Below are 26,113 nucleotides of genomic sequence, written 5' to 3'. Positions count from 1 at the left end.
ACAATGTCCTTGCTCGCTCTTAATCAGTCACCTTAAACATGATTACCCATTAATCCCCTTGGGCGATAGTTCATACCCCCAGCATAGAGGTGGGAGACATCTCCCAATCCAATACATCTGGGAACTGCATAGTGCTCGCTGCGCTCTTCAAACAAGATCGTCGTTACCGAGCTTGGAGCAAGCCAAAATACGGACCAAGCCAAGGCTAAAGGAATCTGCAATAAATGGGCTAGCCATGCAAGGCCAAAGCCACCGTGACACACAACTCCAATCTTCTTGGTAGAAGGCTCGAGGATACGATATAGGCCATCTTCTCTTTTATAGTGGTGGCTAAGCAAGAATTGATCTGAAGCCGCTTGTAGTTCGCTAAACCGCAATCTGTATTCCTCTTGTTTTAACCAATGATCTGTTTGATCAGACCATTCTCTTTTTCCACTCGATAGTTCACTAATATGTTCTCCGGGACTATCCCATATAGGCGCCATTTGTCCATCCAACATAACCCCTGTCCAATCCAATTCACAAGTCCAAGGTTCTGTCTGAATTACAAGTCCCGTCTCTTTAGCCACATAACTTGCTGTTGTCTGTGCTCTACCCAATGGTGAAGCATATAATTCATCCAGTCCGATAGATCCCATGCGTTTTCCCAATGCCGCTGCTTCCTGATGCCCGAATTCCGTTAGATCATCTATAGAATAGTCCGGATCACCATGACGAATCAGAAATATTTGCATAACAATGCCCTCCTCCCCTCAAATCCAGCCTTTTTCTTCCGCCAGCCGTACCGCCTCAATCCGGCTTTTCACTTCCAGCTTATTGAGTATTTCAGAGATGTAATTGCGGACAGTGCCATAAGATAGATGCAGCGAAAAGGCTATCTCGCTCGCGGTTTGCCCTTCTCCAGCCAGTTTTAAAATCTCGCGCTCCCGTGCTGTTAATGGATTCTCCTCCCGCAGACTGCCGAAGACTAACTCAGGAGATACCTCCCGATGTCCAGCCATGACACGACGAATAGATTCAGCTAGCTTATCTACAGGCTCGTCCTTCAACAAATACCCTTGAATACCAGCCTTTACTCCACGCTCAAAATACCCTGGACGGGCAAAGGTAGTCAAAATAATAATTCGGGTCGGACAACCCTTACTCCGCAATATTTCTGCAACCTCCAGCCCGCTCTTGAACGGCATTTCAATGTCCATGAGACAGACATCCGGCTGAAGCTTGTCGATTAAAGCTAACGCCTCCGCCCCATCACAAGCTTCTCCGACTACTTCGATATCGTCTTCAAGATCCAGCAAAGAAGCCATCGCTCCCCGAAGCAGGCGTTGATCCTCCGCTATAACAATGCTTATCATGCAGTCTCACCCCCTTGTGCATCTTTTACGATTAGCGGGATGGTAACGATCAGCGTAGCTCCCTGACCCTCAGCTGAGCTTAGCGACAGGGAGCCATCAATCAGGGATAGACGCTCTGCCATTCCCTTCATGCCATTTCCATCGCTAAGCCCACCATTCCCTCTCTCCCCATGCTGTAGACCAATGCCGTTATCCTTAACGGTAATTCGCACTTCTCCAGCCAGCTTTGCCACTCCTATGAAGCATTTGTCCGCTCTACTATGCTTTACGATATTAGTCACTGCTTCTTTGATACAGAGGCTAAGGATATTTTGCGTCAGGTCGGATACCCCCTCCAGAGAGATATCCCCTTCCACTTCTAAGGCGATCTCTGCCGTTCGCAGCATCTCTCCAGCTTCAGCCAGTTCCTCTGCTACTGAGATCGCTCGCATTTCCGACACTAGCTCACGCACTTGACGGAGCGCAGCCCGTGAAGTGCGCTGAATTTCTCGTGCTTCCTCTTGAGCTCGCTCCGTATTTTTCGTCACCAGCTTCTCTACGAGTTGGCTCTTTAACGTAATCAAGGACAAGGTATGGCCAAGGGTATCATGCAGGTCACGGGCGATTCGCATTCGTTCCTCACGCTTCACCAGCTCTTTAATCACCTCATTGGCTTGATCCAGCTCTTTCTCCAGCTTCTGATTCCGATTCATGGACCTCACTCCGAACGGACTAATCAACATAATAATAATAAACGGAGCTAAAAACATCACGCTTCCCCACTCCATCTCACGACCCACTAAGACCAGCACCGAAAGGATCATGATCACAAAAGAAGCAAATGCAATTTTGAACCCTTTATTCTCCGTATAATATGCGATAAAATTTGCGGTGAAAAAGCCCATGTACAGATTATAGGGGGTATAGAACACACTAAGCACCACGATGATCAACATTTGAATAATTAACCAAACATTAAACACTCCACCCCGCACCCAATACAGCTGGCGATAGCTGAGGGCAAATACCGCTATCATAATCCCGCCCAGAATGAGCTTCATTCCAGTCTCCCCGCGCAAATTCAGGATGGGCATAACCAGATAAACAGCCCATACAAAAGGGAAAAATCCCTGTTTTTGTGGAAATAACCGGAACTTCGCACGCTCAGCCATTCATTCACACCGCTTCCTGTTTTTTTCGAATATAGACCGATAGTAACATAAAAACTACCAAATATCCGAGTAAAATCAAGACATTACTCCATGTCGGAGCTGAGCCACGAACGATTTCCCAGGCTCCATTCCCATAGTTATAGGAAGGCAACCAATGACCAATCCGCTGCATTAATCGTGGCAGTATCTCAATCGGCATCCACATGCCTCCTGCTACAGCAAGAGCCATATAAATCACGTTGCTGACTCCACTGGCTGTATCCACCCGTTTCATAGCACCTACAAGCGTACCAATCGCTAAAAATGGTAGAGAACCGATCAGGATCCACAGCCCGCTAAGCACCCATTGACCTACGGATAAAGAGACGCCATTGATTAAATAGCCTGCGATAAAAATACAAATGACCGAAAACAGATGCATCATCGTCTGTCCGAACATTTTTCCGAAAAAATAGATCGATCCCGGCAGCGGTGTAATCCGAATAAAGGTGGTCCAGCCTTGTGTTCGTTCTTGCACCAACCGGATGCCAAGCGTCATAATGGCTGAGCCCATTACACTGAAGGTCGCCATAGACATTAAATAATGAGCACGCCACGTTAGGTCATCGCTACCTGTATTGACCACCCGGGTGAAGATGAAATAGAACATGATGGGCATGAGCAAAGACCAGAACACATAATAGGGATTACGGATGATCCGCAGCATTTCCGCTTTACACTGTACAGTAATTAGTCTCATGGTTAGACAACCTCCTCTTGGTTCATGGTCAATTGTTCAAAAGCCTCATCCAAACGTCCCTGATCAATTCGAACATCTTTCACAGGAAGTCCAGCCACAAAAATCGCTTTAAGCGCCTCATCTGTATCCTCTGTGGTCACGTGAATGCGGCCATCTTTTTCATAACAATCCTCTATAGCAGCTAGGTCTAGCAGGTTTCTGCGCAATTGCGAGCGATCACCCACAGGCAGGAAGGACACGGAACGCTTCACAATCCGCGATTTAATCTCATCTGGACTTCCGTCCGCAACTAAGTGTCCTTTACTGAATAATAGAATACGATCCGCGATATCTTCTGCTTCCTGCAAATAATGGGTCGTGAACACAATCGTTTTTCCTTGCTCCGCAAGTCCACGAACCGTTTCCCAGAACCGCCGCCGGGAAGTAATATCAAGTCCGACTGTAGGTTCATCGAAAAAGATCAGCTCCGGATTACCCGCGAGGGCTAGCGCAAAGCCCAAACTACGCTTTTGACCGCCCGAGAGCTTCTCGGCGTATCTATTCAAATCGGCTGGCGCAAGTCCAGTAGCCTTAATTAGAAACTCCATATCCATAGGCTTTGGATAATAGCTGCGGATCAGATCAATGATCTCCCGCACCTTTAGCCGATCCATTACACTTACCTCCTGCAGCATCGCTCCAGTCTTTTCACGTACTGCTTTATCCTTCGGATGATGACCGAACAACTCCACTGTACCCTCGGTAGGCTCTATTAGCCCCAGCAGCATGCCTAATGCCGTTGTTTTACCCGCTCCGTTCGGTCCCAGAATAGCTGTAATCGAACCTTTAGCAATGTTAAAGCTGATATTATCTACGGCCTTTTTATCCTTATATATTTTGCTGACCCCGTGCATTTCTATAATATTATCCATAACGTAATCCCTCCGCTTCCGAATGCGTTTGATCTATTTCAATCATATGGAAAAAGAAGACATGACATTAGTATGGACTGTCATTTCTTTAAGATGACAACTGTCACCTTCCTGGCTTCGAATAAAAAAAAGAGGCTGCCCTATCAGTGATATGCTCCCCATATAGTAGACAGGTGAAATAATAAAAACCTGTCGCTGTATGGGGAGCATTTTTATGGAACAAAAGAAGTTTACAGCACTGGAAAAGTTAACGATTCTCCAAGAAATTGAACGGGGCGACATTGGTTTGAAAACTGCGACCCGGAAGTATGGAATATCCAAAAACTCATTAGTGAAGTGGCGGCAACGTTATCAATTGTATGGATACGAAGGGCTGGAAGTCCGAAGCTACAATCGTACATATTCTGCAGAACTTAAACTCCATGCCGTTAAGGACTATCTCGAGGGAGGATTGTCGCAAAACCAAATCATCTGCAAGTATAAGATTGCAAGTTCAACCCAACTCGCCAACTGGATTAGGAAGTATAATGGTCATAGCAACAGCTTAACAGCTCATTCAGGAGGAACTAAAGCTATGACCAAAGGACGCGTAACCACTTGGAAGGAACGGATAAATATCGTGCTGTACTGCCTTTCGAACAGAGAAGACTATGCGAAGACGGCAAGCCATTTTCACGTGTCTTACCAACAAGTATATAGCTGGGTAAAGAAGTACGAAGCTGGTGGTGAAGAGGCGTTACGAGACGGTAGAGGACGCACTAAAGCGCCTGAAGAACTTACGGAAGCAGATCGCCACAAACTCGCGATGCAAAAGCTGGAATACGAGAATGCACGCCTGCGTGCGGAGAATGCTTTTCTAAAAAAGTTAGAGGAACTCGAAAGGAGGAGGCGTTAAGGACCATTCGCCAGGTGAACATCTACCTGGCCATTCAGGCCGTACAGCAGGAACAGTCTTGCTCCATTCGGCTTTTGTGTGACATCGCAGGGATTTCACGGTCAAGTTATTACAAATGGTTGAATCGCAAACCCAGTTCTCGAGAGGCTGACAACGAGAAACTGACAGAGGCTATGCTCCTCTTGTATGAGAAGGTGGAACGAACCTTTGGGTATCGCCAATTGACCCTGCATTTGCGCAGACAAATGGATAAATCTATTAACGCAAAGCGAGTGTACCGGCTGATGAGATGCCAAGGCATCCAATCAGTCATCCGCAGAAAGAGAAAGAAGTATGTAGGCTCCACGCCTCAGCAGGTTGCAGAGAATGTGCTGAACCGTAATTTTGAGGCTGAAGCTCCAAACCAAAAATGGGTAACGGATGTAACGGAATTCAAATACGGCAACGGCAAGAAGGCGTATTTAAGTGCAATAAAAGATCTGTATGACAAGTCGATTGTTGCTTACGTTCTGGGTCATTCCAATAATAATTCGCTAGTTTTTAACACACTGGAATTAGCTTTGAAGGCAGCACCGGAGAGCCGAACCTTACTCCATAGCGACCGTGGTTTTCAGTATACCTCTCTGCATTTTAAAAAGATGCTGGACGATGCAGAACTGAAGCAAAGCATGTCCCGAGTAGGCTGCTGCATTGACAATTCGCCGATGGAATCCTTCTGGGGAACATTGAAATGTGAGAAGTACTACTTACATACCTACCAGACCTTTGAAGAACTCCAAACAGATATTGATACCTACATTCACTTTTACAATAACGAACGGTTACAGGCAAAACTAAACGGCCTCAGTCCCATTGAATTTAGGACTAAGGCCGCTTAAACTACTTTTATTTTTTGTGCTGTCTACTTGACGGGGTGCAGTTCATCAGTAGAATGAACTACTAATAAGGCAGCCTCTTTAGGTGAAGAGAGTTTAGTTATCTCCGGAGGAATCCTTTTTCCAGCAGGAACTCCTTCATATGCAGCCGTGTTGGCTGTGCCAATCGCTCCGCCATAATGGCCGACCAAGGGGTGTCTTTGGCGCCGTGGGTCCGCTCACGCATATAGTCTGAGGAGACTTTATCGTAAGTTTTGACCTGCTCCACAGTGGTTTCCGCATTGTAGCGATTACGATGCAGAACAGCCTCTAGTGGAAGCCGCGGACGCAGGCCCGAAGCTCCGTCAGGATAACCTACACACATCCCGAATATCGGATAGACCAATTCAGGCAGTCCCAGCAATTCCGATACCTCCGCGATCCGGTTACGGATTCCACCGATATATACAATTCCAAGTCCTAGTGATTCCGCAGCCACTGCAGCATTCTGTGCAGCAAGCGCAACATCAACGGTAGCTACAATCAGGTTCTCAGCAGAATCTTCATAAGAAGTCTCTCCCTGCAAATGAGGTTTCGTCACCTCGCGCAGCCGATACAGATCAGCGCACCAGACCAAAAATACTGGGCATTGTTCTATATAAGCCTGATTGCCCGCTAGTCCCGCAAGCTCCGTCTTTAGTGCCGGGTCAGTAACTGCAATAACACTATAAGCCTGAACATTGCTTGAGGTTGAAGCCATCTGAGCTGCTCCAATAATAGCGCTAAGCTGATCTTCACTTACTGGCTTATCCTGAAACTTGCGGACAGATGCATGTTTCATTAACAGAGAAATTGTATCGTTATTTACTTGCACTGTGGCCACTCCCTAAATAGTGATAGTGATATTACAGCTTTACCCGCTGTAGCCGAAGTGCATTCAAAACAACAGACACGGAGCTAAATGCCATCGCAGCTCCTGCCAGCCATGGGGCTAGAAACCCAAGTGCAGCAATCGGTATTCCTATTGTATTGTAAGCAAGCGCCCAGAACAAATTTTGTTTAATATTTCTCATCGTTTTGCGGCTCATCATAATCGCATCAGGAATACTCTTCAAATCCCCGCGCATCAGCGTAATATCTGCTGCTTCCATAGCTATATCCGTTCCTGTCCCAATCGCCATACCCGTATCGGCAGTAGCCAGTGCCGGAGCATCGTTGATCCCATCCCCAACCATGGCAACCTTAGTCCCATTTTGCTGTAGCTTGCGAACCTCTTCGGCTTTGCCCTCTGGCAGAACCTCTGCTAACACTTTTTCGATCCCTGCCTGCTTCGCAATAGCCTCAGCTGTAATTTTATTGTCACCAGTGATCATTACGACTTCAATACCCATATCATGGAGCGCGGCTACAGCCGCTTTTGAGGTCGGTTTAATCGTATCAGCAACGGCCACAATCCCAGCGATTTCACTCTCTACCGCTACTAGCATAGCTGTCTTCCCCGACTCCTCCAGCTTCTTCATAATTGGAGTCCATTCTGTGATATCAAGCTGATGATCTTCCATCATCCGCCGCGTGCCTACCATAACCTGCTGATCGGAGACAACGGCCATAATTCCACGTCCGGGCACATTATCAAACTGCTCAGCAGTAGGCAAAGCCAAACCTCTATCAGCAGCGCCAGCAACAATAGCTTCCGCAAGTGGATGCTCAGATAGCTTTTCAGCAGCTGCAGTTAAAGCTAACAATCGGTTTTCCGCGTTTTCTTTTCCATAAGCTGCAATTCCAGTAGTAGTCACAACATCGGTAAGCACGGGTTTACCATTCGTCACTGTACCTGTTTTATCTAGTACAACGGTCTGAATCCCTTGCGCTCCCTCTAAATGCTCCCCACCCTTGAAGAGAATTCCAAGCTCTGCTGCCCGGCCCGATCCTGCCATAATGGAGGTTGGCGTTGCCAGACCTAGCGCACATGGACAAGCGATTACGAGCACTGCAATGGCTTTTTCGAGGGCATCAGCGAACTGGCCAGGGGCTGCCCAGAAATACCAGATCAGAAAAGTTATTACGGCAATACCCACAACAATCGGCACAAAAATCCCTGAGATTACATCGGCAATCCGCTGAATCGGAGCTTTGGAGCCTTGAGCTTCCTCCACTACTCGGATAATTTGAGCCAGCGCAGTGTCGCGACCCACTTTATTGGCTTTGATTCTCAAGATACCATTCTTATTCATAGTGGCACCGATCACGGTATCCCCTGCTTTTTTCTCCACAGGAATACTCTCTCCGGTCAACATAGACTCATCCACAGAAGAAGATCCCTCGACTACCTCACCATCCACAGGTACCTTTGTTCCGGGTTTCACCAGTACAATATCGCCAGGAATGACTTCATCTGTCGGGATATTCATTTCTTGCCCATCCCGAATTACGAGGGCGGTTTTTGCCTGAAGCCCCATTAAGCTTTTGATTGCGTCAGAGGAACGGCCTTTCGCCAGCGCCTCAAACCATTTACCGACAAGGATAAGTGTAATGAGTACAGCACTCGTCTCATAATACATTTCTACAGTATGATTCATTCCCTTCATGCTTAAGGAATCAATAGTCAGATAAAGACTGTAGAAATAAGCTGCCGACGTCCCTAATACGACTAACACATCCATATTGGCACTCCGGTTACGAAGGGCTTTATAAGCACCGACGTAGAACTGCCAACCGATGATAAATTGCACAGGGGTAGCCAGCACAAGCTGGAACCAAGGATTCATAAATATATCCGGTGTTGGAATCCAGCCGGTGAAGGAGAAATGACCCGCCATCGCCCATAACAATGGGAACGAAAGAATTGCAGAAATGATCCATTTCCACTTTTTATGCTGAATTTCTTTTCCACGACGATCCACATGATCCTTGCGGTCTTCTTTAAGAGAAGCTTTATAGCCGATACTGCTTACCTTCTCCATGATCTCCCTTGGACTGATATTACCGGGTGTATATTCTACATGTGCTGTTTCCAGCGCCAAATTCACATTAACTGCTGCTATGCCCGGTGTACGGCTCAACACTTTTTCAATCCGTGAGGAACAAGCAGCACAGGTCATCCCCGATATATCAAAATCCGCAGATTCTTTAATAGTGTCATAACCAAGAGAACGGATTTTATCTTCAATTTGTGGCAACCCTGATACTGTCGGATCAAATCCAACAGTAGCCTGTTCCAAGGCTAGATTCACATTCGCACGAGATACGCCGTCCATCCGGGACAAACCCTTCTCAATTCGGGTTGCACAAGCGGAACAGGTCATACCTGTAATCTGTACAGTTGCCTGCTGTTCGTTTGGTGAAGCTGTTGTTTTGGTTTTATCCATGATTTCCACGCCTCCACATACCCCTATAGGGTATGATAATTTCTAAAAGAAAAGGCATTGGAGCTTTGGGCAGCTTCCCCATATCACTCCAAGCCTTATTACTGTGCTTCAAATTAAACTACGTCATACCCTTGATCTACAATTGCTTCTTTAATCGCACCAAGGCTTACTTTGTTCTCATCATACTCGACGGAAACTTTCTTAGCAGCAAGATCAACTTTAGCTGTGGCTCCAAGATTGCCTACGGCTTTCTCTACAGAGTTAACACAGTGACCACAAGACATTCCTTCAACGTTTAATGTAGCGTTTGACATTAATATAACCTCCAATAAATGTTGTGAAGCTATGCTCTAGAAGCATTAGCTTATTATTTCATTAATTTGTTAACCGTAATTAGGAGCTCGTCGATAACCTCATGTTCGCCAGCTTCGATTCGCTCAACAATGCAACTTTTCATATGTCCTTCTAACAGCATCTTACCGACACCATTTAACGCCGCCTGTACCGCCGCGAGCTGGTTGAGTACATCATCACAATAGGTATCCCGCTCAATCATACCCTTTACCCCGCGGATCTGGCCTTCAATCCGGTTGAGGCGCGTATTCAAGTTATTCTTGAATTCTGCCGAATGATGACTTTTTCGTTCTCCTGATGATGAAGAATGACAATTTATGTCGCAGGATTCTGCAGCTTGCTCTTTCTTGGCAGTAGACATAAGAATCAGCCTCCTTGGTTATAATATAATATACCCCAGTAGGGTATGTCAAGAGGCATTCCTAATTCATCCACAGATGATCTCCTCGGTTAGTTTGTCCCTATATTACCGCCGTATTCTTCTACGGTTGGCTATACATCTCTATTTTTTTAAAAAAACTATTGCCTCCCTATTCAAATTTGAATATAATAAATTTTGCTTCTAATTATGAACATTTTTCGAACAGAACTATCACTATCACTATTAAGAAAAAGGAGCTGCGAAGCATGCATACTAAAGAAAGTAATCTTAAACTCGTAGTGGTTGGCCTGCTGCTTGGTATTCTTATGTCCGCAATGGACAATACCATTGTAGCTTCAGCTATGGGAACGATAGTCTCAGATCTTGGCGGTCTGGATAAAATCGTATGGGTCACCTCCGCTTACATGGTAATGGTAATGGCCGGAACCCCTATCTTCGGCAAGCTCTCTGATATGTATGGACGTAAACGTTTTTTCATTTTCGGATTGATTGTATTCCTGATTGGCTCGGCTCTGTGCGGTACTGCCACCAGTATCACACAGCTCAGTATTTACCGTGCCATTCAAGGGATCGGCGGCGGTGCACTAATGCCAATCGCCTTCACCATCGTTTTCGACATTTACCCGCCTGAAAAAAGAGGGAAATTGACCGGTCTCTTTGGAGCCGTCTTCGGAATCTCCAGTGTACTTGGACCTTTACTCGGTGCCTATATTACCGACTATGTTGGTTGGCAGTGGGTATTCTACATTAACCTGCCTCTAGGAATTATTGCACTGTTCCTGATTGCAACTTCTTATAAGGAGTCGATCTCCCACGCTAAACAGCGCATTGACTGGGGCGGAGCCTTCACTCTAGTTGGCGCGATTATCTGCCTAATGTTCGCTCTGGAACTTGGTGGTAATCAATATGCTTGGGATTCCAGTGCCATCCTTGGCTTATTCGTAGGTTTTGCTGTTCTCTTGCTGGCGTTTATCCTTATTGAGAGAGTAGCTGCTGAACCTGTGATCTCGTTCGCTATGTTCCGCAAACGGTTGTTTGCAACAAGCAGCGTGACCAGCCTATTTTATGGCTCTGCTTTTATCGTAGCTACTATTTACATTCCTATCTTTGTGCAGGGTGTATTTGGCGGCTCAGCTACGAACTCAGGGCTGATCCTTATGCCGATGATGATCGGTACGGTCGTTGGCAGTCAGACCGGGGGGCTGCTTACAACAAAAACCAGCTTCCGCAACATTATGATCCTATCCGCAGTCTGCTTTGTCGCAGGGGTCTACAGCCTAAGCACTTTATCACCAGATACCTCCCGCCTCATGCTTAATGTATTTATGGCTCTGACTGGGTTCGGCGTAGGCTTTTCCTTCTCCGTGCTGAGCATGGCAGCTATCCATAATTTCGATATGCGCCAACGGGGGTCGGCAACATCAACCAGTACCTTCATGCGCTCCCTTGGAATGACGCTGGGAATTACGATCTTCGGGATTATTCAGCGGAATAGCTTTACTAACAGTCTAAGCGATGCTTTTGGCGGTAGTGAACAGTCAGCAGCTTTCGGAGATCCACGCGCTGCGTTAACACCTGAAGCAAGAGCGAAGATCCCTGCTGAAATATTAGAGAAAATATCAAGTGCGTTATCCACCTCTATTGCCCAAACCTTTATGTGGGCTTTGATTCCTGCACTGCTCGGTCTAGTCTTTGTACTGCTCATGCCAAAAGACCGTCTTACCATTCCTGCTAAAGCTGTTCAGGCGTCTGAGGGCAAAAGGTAACCATTATGTCCATGAAATTAGCCATTTTAGGTTTACTGCTGGAGCGGAACATGCATCCCTATGAAATCACATTAGTGATGAAGGAACGTTCCATGGACCGGATCACGAAGCTGCAGATGGGATCACTCTATTATGCTGTGGATAAGCTTGCACAAGATGGTTATATAGAAGCTTTAGAGGTCATCCGCAGCAGTGATCGGCCGGACAAAACAATCTATGCCATAACGGAGCAAGGTAAAGCTTTATTCGAACAGCTTATCCTGCAACAAATTAAGAAAAACGAACCCTTCTATCATCCGATGTATATGGCCCTGGCTATGTCCCGTCATATCGATCAGAGCAAGGTTGAGAAGCTGCTCGAGGAACGCCTCCGGGAAACAGAACATCAGGTTAATCTGGCTTATCAGGTATACGAGGAGCATATCTCCATCGTGCCTCGTTCTGCCCTGCATCTAATGTACGGTACATATGAGCACACCCTGACTGAGCTGAAATGGCTGCAGCGCCTATACGATGATGTTGTAGCACGCAAGCTAAAAGACATAGGGTCACCGTTGAATTTAGAGGCCTAATGGCCTCTTTTTCTGTTTAAGGGAGTCAAAATACGTTTATTAACGAGCACAATATCCATTAAATCTCAAAGGAAGGCGAGGCGGTAAAAATGACCCAAGAAAAACATCAGCTGAATAGTGACAAACGTGATCACCCGGAACAATATCCAACAGAAAAAGAAAGTCTATTTGATCTTCATGAAAGTGAGCAGAATGTAGACCCGATTCCGATGGAAGATTTAACGCTGGAAAAGCAAGAGGAAAAGAACAAAGAGGAGACCAAACACCGCTCTTCCAGCGACAAAAAATACCATACGGGCTTCTGAGAGTGTACAATATCTACAAGTACGCAATCATAATTTCCAAGGAGGAATCACATTGTTGAAAGCGTTACCTTTAAACAAGCGCGGGATTCCCGCAAGCCGCATTGCTTTAGGCTGCATGGGGCTAGGCGGTGACTGGGACCATGAGCCGATTACTGCGGAGAATGTTAAACAGGGACATGAAGCGGTTGATGCCGCCCTTTCCATCGGCATCAACATGTTTGATCATGCAGATATCTATACTCGTGGGAAGGCGGAGAAGGTATTCGGTCAGATTTTTAAGGATCGTCCAAGACTACGTGAAGAAATCATAATTCAATCTAAATGTGGAATTAAGCTAATGGAGCCTGGAGACAGCACTAATACGTTTGATTTCTCTGGCCAACATATTCTGAACAGTGTAGATGGAATATTGTCACGACTTGGGACCGAATACATTGATATTCTTCTACTGCATAGACCTGATCCCTTAATGGATCCCGAGGAAGTAGCCTCCGCATTACATCAACTGAAGGCCGCTGGTAAGGTTCGTCATTTCGGGGTTTCCAATATGAGCGCCGCTCAGATCAAGCTGCTGCAGACTTATTGCGATGAACCTTTTATCGTAAACCAGCTGCATATGAGCTTGGCTAAGATCAGCTGGGTGGATGCTGGAATCAGTGTAAATCGTGAACCCTGGAAGGATATTATCTTCCCTGAGGGAACCCTTGAACATTGTCGAATGGAGAACATTCAGCTTCAAGCTTGGGGGCCACTCGCCCAAGGTCTATTTAGCGGGCGTTCATTAGAGGATCAACCGGAGAATATCGTCCAAACAGCAGCTATGGTCCAACAGCTCGCAGATGAAAAAGGAACAACACCCGAAGCCATTGTACTGGCTTGGCTAATGACACATCCAGCTGCCATTCAGCCTGTTATTGGAACTGTGAATCCGAAGCGTATTACTGCCTGTGCCGATGCGGACAAGCTGGAGCTTAGCCGTAAAGAATGGTATGACCTGTATGTTAGTTCACGCGGTTCAAAACTTCCGTAACATATACATTTATATTCTCAACTTCATTACTCCGCTTATACCCGGCTCGCGTTACTACTGCGAGCCGGGTATTTTTTTGCGAATCACTCTAACTTATCGTTCTTTATTGCGAATATATTTAGTAATCGAGCGATATATGGAGTTATTTAGAGATAAATTATCATTTTCGTTCTTTATAGAGTACAAATGCGCGTTATTGGCAGTTTTCTTTTTGATTTATTCCATGTATGATTCATTACAGAAGTTGTTCTTAATAAAGAACGATAATAACGAACCAAAGAAACAGACATTGAGGGGAGGTATTCCTCTGAGTCCCAGATCAGCAAGGAGAAGACCTAGAAGAAACAGGAAAATCGGATTACGTATACTGCAATCAGGAATGGCTGTCTCCGTCTTATTTCTATATACCTCGCAGCAAGTTGGTGGTACCTATGGAGGCTTTGGAGCCGCTACGCAAACCACTAGCACGATTAGCTTTTGCGAAGTATTTCCGAATTCGATCAAGGCACTGCTTACAGAGTTCAAAGAGCATGTTAATCGAGCGCTCACTTTAAAAGAATCACTACAGCCCTTTTCCTCATCAGCTAACTACTCGGACGTTTCGGGAATAGAAGGGATGTCGCTGGAAGAGCTTGATGTCGCTGCAGAAGAGATTTCTTCGCAAATAGCGGCGCTTCAATCCCAAATAGATAGCGTTAACGAGCAACTGGCGGCTAACAGCCAAATTTGGAATCAAATCCACAATGAGCTAAGTGCAGCAGCAGCCTTACTCTTCCAGATAGGAGGATATATGACTTCTCTAGATTCCAACTGTCTAGAAATCAAGGACGAGCAATTTTTCAGAGATTTACAAAGCAGCCTGAATCAAAGCGGTGTGATCTCGGAATCCTTGAATGCTTCCTTAAATGGAGTTATTAGTTACTTAACCTCCATACACGATGTCGGTCTTCCATTCGCTTCGGTAGTTACCAGTGATGTTTATGGACAACTTGAATTACGCGAAGGAGAGTTCCCACAGCCACTGCCATTCCTGATTACCTTCACTCAACCAGACGGCGTGATCTCTAGCGACCTCACCTCATCTTATGAAGCTCTAAATACCGAATTGACTAACCATAAAGAATCGGCAACCTCAGGTATCACTACCCTTCAAGATAAACTCCAATTGATCAGTCAGACTCGCGAGCAAAAACTAGAAGAGCTTGAAAAAGCTCGGCTAGAAGAAGAGCAAGCAAAGAAAGAAGAAGAAGCGAAAAAAGAAGAAGAACGTTTGGCTGAGGAGAAAAAGCAACAAGAAGCCGAGGATAAAGCGAAAGCTGAGGCAACCCCTCCAACATCAGGCGAAACTGCTCCGGAAGCCCCAAATAAAGAACAACCTGAAGCCCCAGCCACTGATCCGGTTAAGCCGGAAATTGACGAAGAGCTCACAATTCCAAAAGATGTCCCTCAGCAAGAGGCTCCACAAGAGACGCCAAAGGCGGAAGACAGTACGACTACCCCGCCGGTAGCAACCCAAGCTCCTTCGGACCCTCAACCTGAGAAAGGTGGAGAATAAGATGCGAATTAAAAAAATTATCAATAATACCCTATCGAGCTTAATGCTTGTGATCTTTATTCTGCTGGTGGCAGCCGTAGTGTTATCCAAGGCCTCCGGCGGTGAACCTGCTTTCTTCGGATATGAGATCAAAACCGTACTCTCAGGATCGATGGAACCAGGAATTCAGACAGGCTCAATTGTCGCATTAAAACCCGGAGGGGATATGAATCGTTTCAAACCAGGCGATGTCATCACCTTTAGGAATGAAGATAATCTGCTCATTACTCACCGGATTGTAGAAGCGACCGTCAATAACGCTACTGGTGAAGCTGTTTATCGTACTAAAGGCGATAACAACGATGCGCCCGACATGAACCCTACCAGTTCTGTGAATGTTGTAGCTCAGTATACCGGGGTCACTGTACCCTATGTCGGTTACGCTATGAATTTCGCGGTTTCCAAAGCTGGAAGTGTTGTCCTCATGATCGTGCCTGGCTTGATGCTTCTGCTCTATGCTCTGTATACCTCTTGGAAGGCTGTAGCTGCATTAGAAAAGAAAAATGCTGCCCTACTGCCAGCCTCACCGCCCCCAACAGAAACACAGCCCTAAGTTGATTGTCCACTTCCGCTTACGAACCGGAAGATACAATATATAAATTTTATAAAAAATTCAAACACAAATTTGAGGAGGAATTTTATTATGGGTATCAAGAAAACATTGGGTCTTGGCGTAGCATCTGCAGCACTGGGTTTATCATTAATCGGCGGAGGAACCTTCGCATACTTTAGCGACACTGCGCAAAGCACAGCTACATTCGCAGCGGGCACGCTCGATCTGAACTCCGACCCTTCTGTCATCGTTAATATTCCTAACCTGAAACCAGGTGATACTGTAACTAAATCCTTCAAATTGAAAAACGATGGTTCGCTCGATATCGGATCTATTATTCTGAATACATCGACTCAAATCACGGATGCTAAAGGAGATAACTACCTGGATTTAGCCGAGTTCATTAAAGTTAAATTCCTTAGAAATAATGATAAAGGAGTACCTATCGTCTCTCCTGAAAATGTAGTTTATGAGACTACACTTGCTGCTTTAAAAAGTCAGCATCCGGATCTCGTAAAAAATACAGGTTGGGATCAACTCTTTACCGAAGCATCCGGTATTAAAGCCGGTACCAACGACAGCTTCTCCGTCCAATTCGAATTTGTGGAAAATAACCAAGATCAAAATATTTTCCAAGGCGATAGCTTAACACTGACTTGGGATTTCGTAGCTAAACAAGGTGCGAAAAAAGACTACTAAGATCAATAAAGTAATTTAATAAAATACTCGAAGAGCAGCAGATCCTGAATCCGGTCACGGATAAGCAGATTGCTGCTCTTCTCTTTACAATAAACTTTGTCCGATTTATTGATATTTGCTATACTAATAACAAAAATTACGGAGGGGCGTCAGCATAGTGCCACAGAATATGGGCCAACGTATCCAGCAGCTCCGCCTAGACAAGGGTTTCTCCCTATCTGAGCTTGCGGACAGAGCAGATGTGGCTAAGTCGTATCTTAGCAACGTGGAGAGAAACATCCAATCCAATCCATCCATCCAGTTTATCGAAAAAATCGCTGACGCGCTTCAGGTATCCATTCATGCCCTACTCTATGGAGAACCCAATGATGCAGAGGAATCACATTTAGATTCGGAATGGTTCCGATTGGTGCAGGAAGCTATGGACTCAGGCATTAGCAAACGCGAATTCAAAGAATTTCTGGACTATCAGAAATGGAAGCTCGATCAAAAGGATTAATACTTCCTACTAATCTGGTACGATCCTCTCTTCTACTAAATCATATCGAAAAAGGACACAGCGAAGAACCGCTGTGCCCTTTTTCGATATGTAACCCCTCTAATGTATTACTGCACGATCTGCACAGTTTTCTCATGAAAGAACTGGCGGATTTCATCTGCCTTAATGCCAGCCTTCTTAGCTGCTAATAATAAATGTACCCACTCTTGATCCAGATCAATAAACTGCTGTTCTCTGTTGCTACCCTGGTTGGACTTTTCCAAAAAATCTCCCCCTAAGATTTTACGTCCCCAGGCAATCCGGCTGTCATAGTATCTCTACCTTAGACCCGCGACTTTGTGCCCCTGCCTTTCGGCAAGTTTACCTTTTACTGGACCCTTTTCACGAAAGGATCTGCTTAAAAAACTATAAAATTACTATCTGCAATAACATTATACAAAAAGAAAGCGGAAAAGTGTGTCGATTCCTGGTTACTTTCTATTTTAAAAACGAAAAATAAAAGATTTTTTTTCAAAGATCTTGTCCGATTATCACGATACTCGTCCGTTACATAAAATAAATTGTACTAGCAAAATAAATATTTACTGACCTAATAGTTAAAAATAAGGATAATAGAATCATTTTAATAGGCCTTTAGAATGGGTAATGAGAAGAAACACCCTTCTTTTCATTAGAACAAGCTAACCCATACCATTTTGCGAACGTATTGGACGAAAGAATGAATTGATTACAGTGGCCGAAAGTAGCACAATAAGATGAGAAATGAAACCGCAATCATCACAGCTCCAGTAAGCGTTGACACAAAATGTCACGTATGGAGTTCATCCGTTAAGGAGGATGTATTCATGGCAGCCAAAGAGCCCTATAACGAATCCATTTGGAGTAAGTATTACGGACCCAATTTAGGCTACATTCAAGAAAGATATGAACAGTTTGTGAAAGATCCCTCCACCGTAGAAAATAATTATCGCGAGCTTTTTACAAATTCGGGACCTCCTCCCCTAACTCCGGATAGCGAACCGGCTCCTCAGCCGCGCATCTCGGGAGACACCGAATGGCTTAGAAAAGCAGTAAGAGCTTCCAAGCTAATCGCCAATATTCGTATATATGGTCATATGGCCGCTGAAATTGATCCGCTGGTACGCGATCAGAATCCCATGGCAAAATATCTTGAGCTTGAAACCTATGGGCTGACCCGCGAAGACCTGATCGCACTGCCTGCCACGCTTATATGGGAAAATGCACCGAATGATGTGCATACCGGATGGGATGCCGTGCAACGTATGCGTCAGGCATACACCAAGACCATCGCCTATGAATTCGGGCATGTGCATGAAGAAAAAGAACTGCAATGGCTAAATAGACAGGCAGAATCCACCAGCTCACCAGCACCCCTAAATAATACAGAACGCAAAGAGCTCCTGAACCGTCTGATTCAGGTAGAGCAATTTGAAACCTTCCTCCACAAGACTTTTGTAGGTCAGAAGCGTTTCAGTCTTGAAGGCAATGATGCTCTTGTGCCGATGTTAGATGAAATCGTACGTGCTGCTGCACATGACGGTGCGGAGCATATTTTGATGGGCATGGCGCATCGCGGCCGCCTCAACGTTCTTGCACATATTTTGGGCAAACCTTATGATATCATATTTTCAGAGTTTCATCATTCTCCGAACAAGGAGCTTTTCCCTTCCGAAGGCTCCACAGGCATTAACTATGGTTGGACAGGTGATGTGAAATACCATCTCGGTGCAGACCGTGCTGTCCGTGAAGGAGAAACCGTACGCACAAGAATAACACTAGCGAATAACCCAAGTCACTTGGAATTCGTCAATCCTGTCGTGGAAGGTTTCACTCGTGCCGCACAAGAAGATCGGAGCACTGCAGGACTGCCGAAGATTGATACCAGTAAAGCTATGGCGGTGCTGATGCATGGCGATGCTGCTTTTCCAGGTGAAGGAATTGTTGCAGAAACGCTTAATATCGGCAAACTTCAAGGTTATCAAAATGGTGGGACGATCCATATCATTGTTAATAACCGAATTGGTTTTACGACTGAAAGTGAAGATTCCCGTTCTACGCATTATGCGAGTGACATCGCCAAAGGGTATGAAATCCCAATAGTCCATGTCAACGCTGATGACCCAGAGGCCTGCGTAGCAGCTGTACGTTTAGCTAGCGCATACCGCCATCAATTCAAAAAAGATTTCGTAATTGATCTCATCGGCTACCGCCGTCATGGTCATAACGAAATGGATGATCCTGAAACCACACAACCTATTGTCTACGGTAAGGTTCGCAATCATCCAACCGTCTACAAGGTTTATGCAGAGAGACTGAAAAACGAAAAGGTTCTTACCGCCGAAGACGTACAAAAGATGAATGCTGAAGCAGAAAGCGTATTGCAGCGTGCGTACGATAATATGAAGGAAGGCAATCATAAGAAAAAAGAACCCAAAGCCTTCATTCCTCTACAAACGGACCGCGCAGCGGCAAACACTACAGCGGTATCCATCTCCAGCCTGCAGGAGATCAATCGTGAACTGTTGACGGTTCCTGCTGGATTCCAGGTTTATCCGAAGCTGGAGCGCATTTTACAACGTCGTAAAGATGCACTGAATGAGGGTGAAAAGGTCGACTGGGCACTAGCTGAAACATTAGCCTTCGCTACCATTCTGAAAAATGGAACGCCCATCCGACTGAGCGGTCAAGATGCCCAGCGCGGAACCTTCGCACATCGCCATCTGGTGCTGCACGACAGTAAAACAGGAGATTTATTCTCTCCGCTACATCAGCTAAGCGATTCCCGTGCCTCCTTTGGCGTATACAACAGTCCATTGTCAGAGGCATCAGTATTAGGCTTTGAATATGGTTATAATGTGTTTGCACCGGAAACCTTCGTAATCTGGGAAGCACAGTATGGTGATTTCGCCAATGCGGGTCAGGTTATTTTTGACCAGTTCATTGCCGCTGGACGCGCCAAATGGACACAGCGCAGCAATCTCGTCATCATGCTGCCGCATGGCTACGAAGGACAGGGACCTGAGCACTCCAGCGGTAGGCTGGAACGGTTCTTGCAGCTATCCGCTGAGGAGAACTGGACGGTCGCTAACCTGACTACCGCTTCGCAATATTTCCATCTGCTGCGGCGCCAAGCAGCGTTATGCGGGCAGGAAGATGCTAGACCGCTAGTCATTATGACGCCGAAAAGTCTCATTCGGAATACGCGCAGCACTTCTGCCGGAACCGAGCTGGCTTCAGGACAATTCAAGCCTGTATTAGCTGAATCTTTGCTTGGCCAGAAACCAAGTGAAGTTAAACGGCTCGTAGTCTGCAGCGGTAAAGTCGCTATCGACATCCAAACAGAACTGGAAGCAGCACCGGATAAGGATTGGTCATGGCTGCATGTTCTTCGCCTAGAGCAGCTTTATCCGTTCCCGGAACAGGAGCTAAGCGAACATTTAAACTCCTTCAGCTCCCTTCAGGAAATTGTCTGGGTGCAAGAAGAGCCGAAAAATATGGGCGGCTGGAGCTATAGTGAGCCTCGGTTACGCGCCATCGCACCGAAAAATGCCGGCGTAAGATATATCGGCCGTCCGGAACGTTCCAGCCCGGCCAGTGGTTATGCAGATGTGCATAGCTTCGAACAACGTAGAATTGTAACAGAAGCCCTAAAATCAAATTCGAACGTACAAGCGGCTGTACCGTCCTCTTAAGAGGACGGTATCACAATAGCGTAAACCATTATGTTTGGGGAGGAAACGGCCTGTGTCAGAAATCTTAGTACCCGATCTGGGAGAATCCATATCCGAAGGAACCATCTACAAATGGCTGGTTAAAGAAGGCGACACGGTAGGTCAAGGCGATGTGCTCGCTGAGCTGGAAACGGATAAAGTCAATCTGGAAATTAGTGCAGAGGTGGAGGGTGTCATCTCCACCATCCTGCGTCAAGCGGGCGAGAACGTAGCCGTTGGCGAAGCCATCGGCATCATTGGAGCCGCAAGCGGCAGTACGCCGCGGGCCGCTGCAAGCGAAGCCGAAGCGCCTAAAGCGGCTCCGGCAGGCGGCAACGCAGTAGCAGCCGCCGCGCCTGTAGCTGCGCCCGAAGTGCCTGCAGCAGGTGGCGACAGCCACGCTGCCTTGGCATCGCCGGGCGCACGCAAGCTGGCACGGGAGCGCGGCATCGACCTCGGCGAGGTTAGCGCCCGTGATCCTATCGGCCGGATTGGTCAGGCCGATGTGTCCGGTCATGGTGCAGCAGCACCGCAGGCCGCTGCACCGGTAGCTCCGGCGCCGCAAGGCAAGCCGGAGCCAGCGAAGCCGGCAGCGGGCAAAGCCACGCCGGACGAGGGCAAAAACGTGGAGCGCAAGCGCATGTCACGCAGACGGCTCACGATTGCCAGCCGCTTGGTCGAAGCGCAGCAGACCGCGGCCATGCTTACCACCTTCAACGAGGTGGACATGACAGCGATCCTCGACATCCGCAAGCGCCGCAAGGATGCATTTAAAGAGAAACATGAAGTTGGACTAGGCTTCATGTCCTTCTTCACCAAAGCCGTGATCGGTGCGCTTAAAACCTATCCACTGCTGAACGCCGAAATCGACGGTGAAGATCTGGTCGTTAAGAAATTCTACGACATCGGTATTGCTGTTGCAGCGAAAGAAGGACTTGTAGTTCCCGTAGTCCGTGATGCGGATCGGCTCAGCTTCCCGGAAATCGAGCGCCAGATTGGCGAGCTCGCTTCCAAAGCACGTGCCAATACGCTCAGCCTCTCCGAGCTGCAAGGCGGAACATTCACCATCACCAACGGTGGCGTATTCGGCTCCTTGTTATCCACACCGATTCTGAATACACCACAGGTGGGTATTCTAGGGATGCATAAGATCCAACTGCGTCCGATCGCGCTGGACGAAGAAAGAACCGTAAACCGTCCAATGATGTACATCGCCCTTTCCTATGATCACCGGATCGTTGACGGCTCTGAAGCGGTAAGCTTCCTGGTCAAAGTGAAGGAATTGCTGGAAGATCCGGAAGCACTACTGCTAGAAGGCTAACGCTCTTCGAATTTTCGAAGACATAAGAATATAAAGAAGGTATCCCTACAGCTCTCGCTTTGGGGATACCTTTTTTTATATCTGGATCCAATTGCTGCCTTCCTTGCATACGATTTAACTGTATTTTATACACTTATTTATTTCTGATCCGCTCATAGCCTCTTCTCTAATTGCATTCTCTACAACTAAAATCCGTAAAAACTTCTATTTCCACTAATCTAACCAGTAATAGCTGCATCAAATACAACTAAAGGGCCTATATACAGCTATTGGTGAACTTTAATTGCACATAATACAACTAACTTAGCGCATGCACCTTCAAACTACACACTACGCACTACGCACTACGCACTACGCACTACTAACTACTAACTACTAACTTCAAACTTCAAACTTCAAAACTCTACTTCAATAGCTCCTCAGCCAGCTGTAAAAATTGCTCCTGGGTCAAAATCTTATCTCCATAGCTGGTGAGTGTATAATACGCATCCTGCTTCTCGTTATACCAGTTCAGATAATCATAGCTGACTTCTTCCCTTACTACCTTGTTATAGATAACTTCTGTGCCTGCGACTGTGAGCTTATTAGCTTGATTCTCAGGCGTTTGTTCCACGAAAACCTTACCGCCATGCATGAGCGTTGCTGAGATCCCTATAAAAGCATTGTTCTTCGAATAAGTTACACTTAGCCCCCCTGGCTCGGACCACGGTATAGCCTTCATAAACAAATTGCGGGTCCCCTTATCCTTATTTGCCTGAGCAGTAAGATCATTTAATGTTTCCTTATACAGAGAACTTCCCTTAGCTGTATCCGTAGTCGGAGAATTAGGATGGATTACACCATATTTAAAAGCGTACCCCGCTGCCGTTTCGGGAAGCATTGGCGCCCCTGTTCTTTTGATTTCTTTTAAAAAATCAGAATACGCATCTATCCGCTGCTCTTTATACTTAAACTGCAATTCTGTCGCCAAGCCTGCTGCACCTGCTTTATTTTTCACAAGATAGGCGATCAATTCACCCGGTTTAGCGAACTCTTCTGCTTGCTGCGCATATTTATCATAAGAAGCCCTTTCTGCAGATTCAGTCGGCGCAACATGTTGGACCTTCACTACTCCTTCACTATTGCGGATTTGGATATATTCAGACGCAGCATACGCAGTCACAGAAATCAGCAGAAACAGCGTTAACATACTGGCCACTGCCGTTGTTTTATTCATCACCCTCAGCGAGAACGATCGCTTTCGACCTGTTATGCCAGTAATACGCCCCATGACCTTATCTTCTACATCTACCTCATCCAAAAGTTCATTGCCCGCCGAGGCATAAATTATATCTTGGTATTCATTGCTGATTTTGTTTCTTTCCATATGATCTCCTCCTCTGACTTCATAGCTTCCTGAACCTTTAGCTTGATCCGATTCATTCTTTTAGTTAGCGCATTGGGACTGACCCCTAGAATCTCACTTATCTCAGCATAAGTTTGTTCCTCAAACACCCGCAGAATAAGTATGTTTCTCTCCTCAAGCGACAATCGCGCTAAAGCTGCAGACAATGAAGGACTGTACAACCGAGCATCCAGCTCCTGTTCAGGACTTGCAGACAGTACTTCCGGACGAAAAATACGCATGACTTGCTTATGCAGACGACGCCTGCGCAGCAGATTTAAGCAATGATGATATGCGATACGATAGAGCCATGCCGAGAAATGCATTTGCGATTTGTATTGCCGGATAGATTGATAACCCTTTACCAAAATATCCTGAACCGCGTCCTCCGCATCCTGCTTGTTTTCTAACAAACGATAGCAATATCGATAGATCGGCTTTTGGAATGACCTGACAATTAAAGCATACTGCTCGGAATCTCCCTTTTGAATCCTAACGATTAGCTCTTCCAACTCTGTCGAGTCTAGCGAATCCTGTGGCGATGTAAGCACCTCCTTAACCTTTATATCTCTATAACACTTGACCACCGAAAAAAGTGCCTATGTAAACCAAACTAAAGGAAATTTTATAAAAGCTGACAGTCACGGCTTCGGAGAATGTTTGAATTTCTGACGGCTGGTGCCCCCGGATTTCTTACTTATACCATTATGCACGGTTAAAATCTGGTGAGTCTATGCTTAGCAGATGCATAACAAAACCTCCCATTAGACCTGATAACTCCAGGTTTGCTTCTAATGGAAGGTTTTTTAATAAGGCTTATTACTCTAAGACTGAGGTGTAACGTCAACGTCTGCTAAATTGTAAATTGTTGCAAAGGTTACTCTCTTATCATGGAAGGAGATAGAGTGATCGTAATCGTCTTATCGAACGGGGTCATAAAATTGACCAACACCGCCTTGCAGTTATCCTGTAGCTTCGCCTCACGCACCGTAGCCGCCAGATGGCCAAGCTCGCCCCCTGTCAGTTCAATCCAGTCCTCTTCACAACTATAGCGGAGGTTACCGCCGTTCCAGAGATAATGGTCCTCTCCGACAGCCTGCAATTCACCCGATGTGAAACATCCTTCCCGTCCAAAAATAAAAGACAGCTGTGTCATAACCTCTGTAGGTTCCTCAGCATGCAACCGGAGGGTCCACCCTCTGTCCGTGCGTTGAACCTCCATCTCCACGCGGAATGTCTGTTCATGCGTAAGTGCGCGGCTCTGATGCGGTAGCAGATACCAAGGGCTTACTGGCTCCCCAGATGTTTGCGGAAGCAGTTCACCTTCTACAGGACCGTAATAACCCTTCTTTTGTTCTCCTGACAGGTGGTATCCGTCAGGTAGTTTGATCATTTTCTGCATCGGGACATATCCCGGATTAAAGTAAGAAGCCAGTTGCACTGCAAGCAGCCTGACGGCACCGTGACGGAGTGCAAAAAAAGACGGCGTCTCCGTGATTAAGGTCACGCTAGTGTTCCCGTCCCTGTAACGCGCAACCGGTGCTCCGAAATCAGTATGCAGCCGGCTGTGGTAAATTCGCCCTTGATGGCCGGACTTCTCCATATCCTGCAGATAGCCGTGTCGCGGAAAATCGCCGTTCAGTATTTTCTCATATTTTACAGGCAGAGCTGCCGAATCTTCAAAAGGTTGCTGAAGCTCCGGCTCCAGCAGCATACGTACAAGTACGTTGACAGAGCAGACCCCCGGATTTTCCAGTGCTCTGCCTGCCCATTCGGCCATCCCCGCAAACAATGGCTCCTTATCGGAACGGGCCAGAATAGCGTACGGTAAATAATATGGAGACAGGTCGTGAAAGCTCCCCAGATCCTGGCGCCCAGAATAATCGGTCACAACTTCGCCCTTAGGATGCACCAAATAGACCATCATGTGTAAATTCAGACGAACTGGCTCCAGCAACTGCGGCCGATCCAGCAGACGAGCGGCATGAATCAGCATGATGTCGCTGACCGCACTATAAATACCGTTGCTGCGCTCCGTCCATTCTCCATCAGGTGTAATATCCATCCCTTCCGCCAACCACTGATCCGCCCGTTGGACAGCCTCCTCCAGTCCGAACAGTTCATGCAGAAACCCCAGTGCTGCACACAATACCCAACGGTGATTCGGCGTGTGACAGCCCCCTGTAAGCATGACGGGAATAGTTCGCTTAAGAAACAAGAGCATATTATCAAGCACCTGTTGCAGTGGCGCCCAATCCTGCGACGCCAACAGTTGGTATAGCTGAGCATAGCCGACGATGACAAAGGCTGTATCCGGGGGAGAATGATAGTTCGTCCAGCCCGGAGAGATCGAGCCATCCTCATGTTGTGCACGCAGCACGAACTCCGTCGCCAGCAGCAGGCGGGCCAGCAGCAGCTCATCACGGTAGAATGCGGAATCCGGGTTAACCAGAGCCGCTCCCCAATAACACATATCGGTTGGTGTGCCGGTCGTATGATTAACCCAGGCAACGCCAGTACCCGGATCTATTGTCCCTCCATAATAGCGGCTCGTCGGATCAAGCACCTGCCGGGATAATCCCTCCACTGCCGCTCTATCATTACTGGCTACCAGTTGCTTGTACATTATACTTCCCTCCATGTTAACAAT

General features: G+C 46.6%; 24 protein-coding genes and 1 riboswitch. Of the genes, 11 read left to right on the top strand and 13 right to left on the bottom strand.

Annotation, left to right across the window (positions count from 1 at the left end; genetic code table 11):
- Positions 1-32: 32 nt before the first annotated feature.
- From MKY54_RS01980 to MKY54_RS01960, 5 genes are read right to left on the bottom strand one after another with little or no spacing between them, the layout of a single operon-like run.
- Complete coding sequence (locus MKY54_RS01980; protein ID WP_076185651.1) at positions 33-734, bottom strand: histidine phosphatase family protein; 702 nt, start codon at positions 732-734, stop codon at positions 33-35.
- A gap of 18 nt (positions 735-752) precedes the next feature.
- The gene (locus tag MKY54_RS01975) at positions 753-1,355 is read right to left on the bottom strand and encodes a response regulator transcription factor (RefSeq protein ID WP_036682756.1); all 603 of its coding nucleotides are present in this window, start codon (positions 1,353-1,355) and stop codon (positions 753-755) included.
- Positions 1,352-2,506 carry a sensor histidine kinase gene (locus MKY54_RS01970; protein WP_339189276.1) on the bottom strand — a complete coding sequence of 385 codons (1,155 nt, stop codon included), beginning with the start codon at positions 2,504-2,506 and terminating at the stop codon, positions 1,352-1,354. Before MKY54_RS01970 ends, MKY54_RS01975 begins: the two co-directional genes overlap by 4 nt.
- 4 nt (positions 2,507-2,510) lie before the next feature.
- Entirely contained in the window at positions 2,511-3,245 is a 735-nt protein-coding gene (locus MKY54_RS01965; protein WP_339189274.1) for an ABC transporter permease, read from the bottom strand.
- 2 nt (positions 3,246-3,247) lie between these two features.
- Positions 3,248-4,156 carry an ABC transporter ATP-binding protein gene (locus MKY54_RS01960; RefSeq protein ID WP_248549125.1) on the bottom strand — a complete coding sequence of 303 codons (909 nt, stop codon included), beginning with the start codon at positions 4,154-4,156 and terminating at the stop codon, positions 3,248-3,250.
- Between the two features lie 214 nt (positions 4,157-4,370).
- Between MKY54_RS01960 and MKY54_RS01955 the strand changes: the two genes are divergently transcribed.
- Positions 4,371-5,929, top strand: a protein-coding gene (locus MKY54_RS01955) for an IS3 family transposase (protein WP_339189271.1) whose coding sequence is annotated in 2 segments (ribosomal slippage) — positions 4,371-5,004 and positions 5,004-5,929 — 1,560 coding nt in all. Because the reading frame shifts where the segments join, the coding sequence is not laid out codon by codon here.
- Between the two features lie 97 nt (positions 5,930-6,026).
- Here the strand turns inward: MKY54_RS01955 and nfsA are convergent.
- From nfsA to MKY54_RS01935, 4 genes are all read right to left on the bottom strand, one after another.
- Positions 6,027-6,779: an oxygen-insensitive NADPH nitroreductase gene (gene nfsA, locus MKY54_RS01950; protein ID WP_339189269.1), complete on the bottom strand. Its 753-nt coding sequence runs from the start codon at positions 6,777-6,779 to the stop codon at positions 6,027-6,029.
- 31 nt (positions 6,780-6,810) lie between these two features.
- Positions 6,811-9,273 (bottom strand): heavy metal translocating P-type ATPase, encoded by a 2,463-nt coding sequence (locus tag MKY54_RS01945; protein WP_076124633.1) that lies wholly within the window; start codon positions 9,271-9,273, stop codon positions 6,811-6,813.
- A gap of 113 nt (positions 9,274-9,386) precedes the next feature.
- Entirely contained in the window at positions 9,387-9,587 is a 201-nt protein-coding gene (locus MKY54_RS01940; protein ID WP_076124634.1) for a copper ion binding protein, read from the bottom strand.
- A gap of 53 nt (positions 9,588-9,640) precedes the next feature.
- Positions 9,641-9,988: a metal-sensitive transcriptional regulator gene (locus tag MKY54_RS01935; protein WP_076124636.1), complete on the bottom strand. Its 348-nt coding sequence runs from the start codon at positions 9,986-9,988 to the stop codon at positions 9,641-9,643.
- 266 nt (positions 9,989-10,254) lie between these two features.
- Between MKY54_RS01935 and MKY54_RS01930 the strand changes: the two genes are divergently transcribed.
- From MKY54_RS01930 to MKY54_RS01895, 8 genes are all read left to right on the top strand, one after another.
- Entirely contained in the window at positions 10,255-11,775 is a 1,521-nt protein-coding gene (locus tag MKY54_RS01930) for an MDR family MFS transporter (protein WP_339189266.1), read from the top strand.
- A gap of 11 nt (positions 11,776-11,786) precedes the next feature.
- On the top strand, positions 11,787-12,347 hold the full coding sequence (locus tag MKY54_RS01925) for a PadR family transcriptional regulator (RefSeq protein WP_339189264.1): 561 nt from the start codon (positions 11,787-11,789) through the stop codon (positions 12,345-12,347).
- An 89-nt stretch (positions 12,348-12,436) separates the two neighbouring features.
- On the top strand, positions 12,437-12,652 hold the full coding sequence (locus tag MKY54_RS01920) for a hypothetical protein (protein ID WP_051491260.1): 216 nt from the start codon (positions 12,437-12,439) through the stop codon (positions 12,650-12,652).
- Between the two features lie 52 nt (positions 12,653-12,704).
- A complete protein-coding gene (locus tag MKY54_RS01915; RefSeq protein WP_076124641.1) occupies positions 12,705-13,682 on the top strand; it encodes an aldo/keto reductase in 978 nt (325 codons plus the stop codon).
- Positions 13,683-14,061: 379 nt separating this feature from the next.
- Positions 14,062-15,237, top strand: a complete 1,176-nt coding sequence (locus MKY54_RS01910) for a hypothetical protein (RefSeq protein WP_076219723.1) — start codon at positions 14,062-14,064, stop codon at positions 15,235-15,237.
- A 1-nt stretch (position 15,238) separates the two neighbouring features.
- Positions 15,239-15,829 (top strand): signal peptidase I, encoded by a 591-nt coding sequence (locus tag MKY54_RS01905; RefSeq protein ID WP_076124645.1) that lies wholly within the window; start codon positions 15,239-15,241, stop codon positions 15,827-15,829.
- Between the two features lie 90 nt (positions 15,830-15,919).
- On the top strand, positions 15,920-16,528 hold the full coding sequence (locus MKY54_RS01900; RefSeq protein ID WP_036682781.1) for a TasA family protein: 609 nt from the start codon (positions 15,920-15,922) through the stop codon (positions 16,526-16,528).
- A 169-nt stretch (positions 16,529-16,697) separates the two neighbouring features.
- Positions 16,698-17,027, top strand: a complete 330-nt coding sequence (locus tag MKY54_RS01895; RefSeq protein WP_036682795.1) for a helix-turn-helix domain-containing protein — start codon at positions 16,698-16,700, stop codon at positions 17,025-17,027.
- A 107-nt stretch (positions 17,028-17,134) separates the two neighbouring features.
- Here the strand turns inward: MKY54_RS01895 and MKY54_RS01890 are convergent, their stop codons facing one another.
- Entirely contained in the window at positions 17,135-17,290 is a 156-nt protein-coding gene (locus MKY54_RS01890) for an anti-repressor SinI family protein (protein WP_232061118.1), read from the bottom strand.
- 27 nt (positions 17,291-17,317) lie between these two features.
- Positions 17,318-17,402, bottom strand: a riboswitch (cyclic di-GMP riboswitch).
- Positions 17,403-17,872: 470 nt separating this feature from the next.
- Here MKY54_RS01890 and MKY54_RS01885 point away from each other — a divergent pair.
- Both MKY54_RS01885 and odhB read left to right on the top strand, forming a co-directional pair.
- Positions 17,873-20,740, top strand: coding sequence for a 2-oxoglutarate dehydrogenase E1 component (locus tag MKY54_RS01885; protein ID WP_076124647.1), 2,868 nt, complete (start codon positions 17,873-17,875; stop codon positions 20,738-20,740).
- A 52-nt stretch (positions 20,741-20,792) separates the two neighbouring features.
- A complete protein-coding gene (odhB, locus tag MKY54_RS01880; RefSeq protein ID WP_076124648.1) occupies positions 20,793-22,079 on the top strand; it encodes a 2-oxoglutarate dehydrogenase complex dihydrolipoyllysine-residue succinyltransferase in 1,287 nt (428 codons plus the stop codon).
- Positions 22,080-22,482: 403 nt separating this feature from the next.
- Here odhB and MKY54_RS01875 read toward each other — a convergent pair whose 3' ends face one another.
- From MKY54_RS01875 to MKY54_RS01865, 3 genes are all read right to left on the bottom strand, one after another.
- The gene (locus MKY54_RS01875) at positions 22,483-23,445 is read right to left on the bottom strand and encodes a hypothetical protein (RefSeq protein WP_076124650.1); all 963 of its coding nucleotides are present in this window, start codon (positions 23,443-23,445) and stop codon (positions 22,483-22,485) included.
- Positions 23,406-24,014 (bottom strand): RNA polymerase sigma factor, encoded by a 609-nt coding sequence (locus tag MKY54_RS01870; RefSeq protein ID WP_076282348.1) that lies wholly within the window; start codon positions 24,012-24,014, stop codon positions 23,406-23,408. The genes MKY54_RS01875 and MKY54_RS01870 overlap by 40 nt, the downstream gene beginning before the upstream one ends.
- 326 nt (positions 24,015-24,340) lie before the next feature.
- Positions 24,341-26,089: a hypothetical protein gene (locus tag MKY54_RS01865; RefSeq protein WP_339189255.1), complete on the bottom strand. Its 1,749-nt coding sequence runs from the start codon at positions 26,087-26,089 to the stop codon at positions 24,341-24,343.
- Positions 26,090-26,113: the final 24 nt, after the last annotated feature.

It is taken from the genome of Paenibacillus sp. FSL P2-0121, assembly GCF_037975345.1.
GTDB classification, from domain to species: domain Bacteria; phylum Bacillota; class Bacilli; order Paenibacillales; family Paenibacillaceae; genus Paenibacillus_AQ; species Paenibacillus_AQ odorifer.
This window is presented reverse-complemented; position numbering and strand designations above follow the sequence as displayed.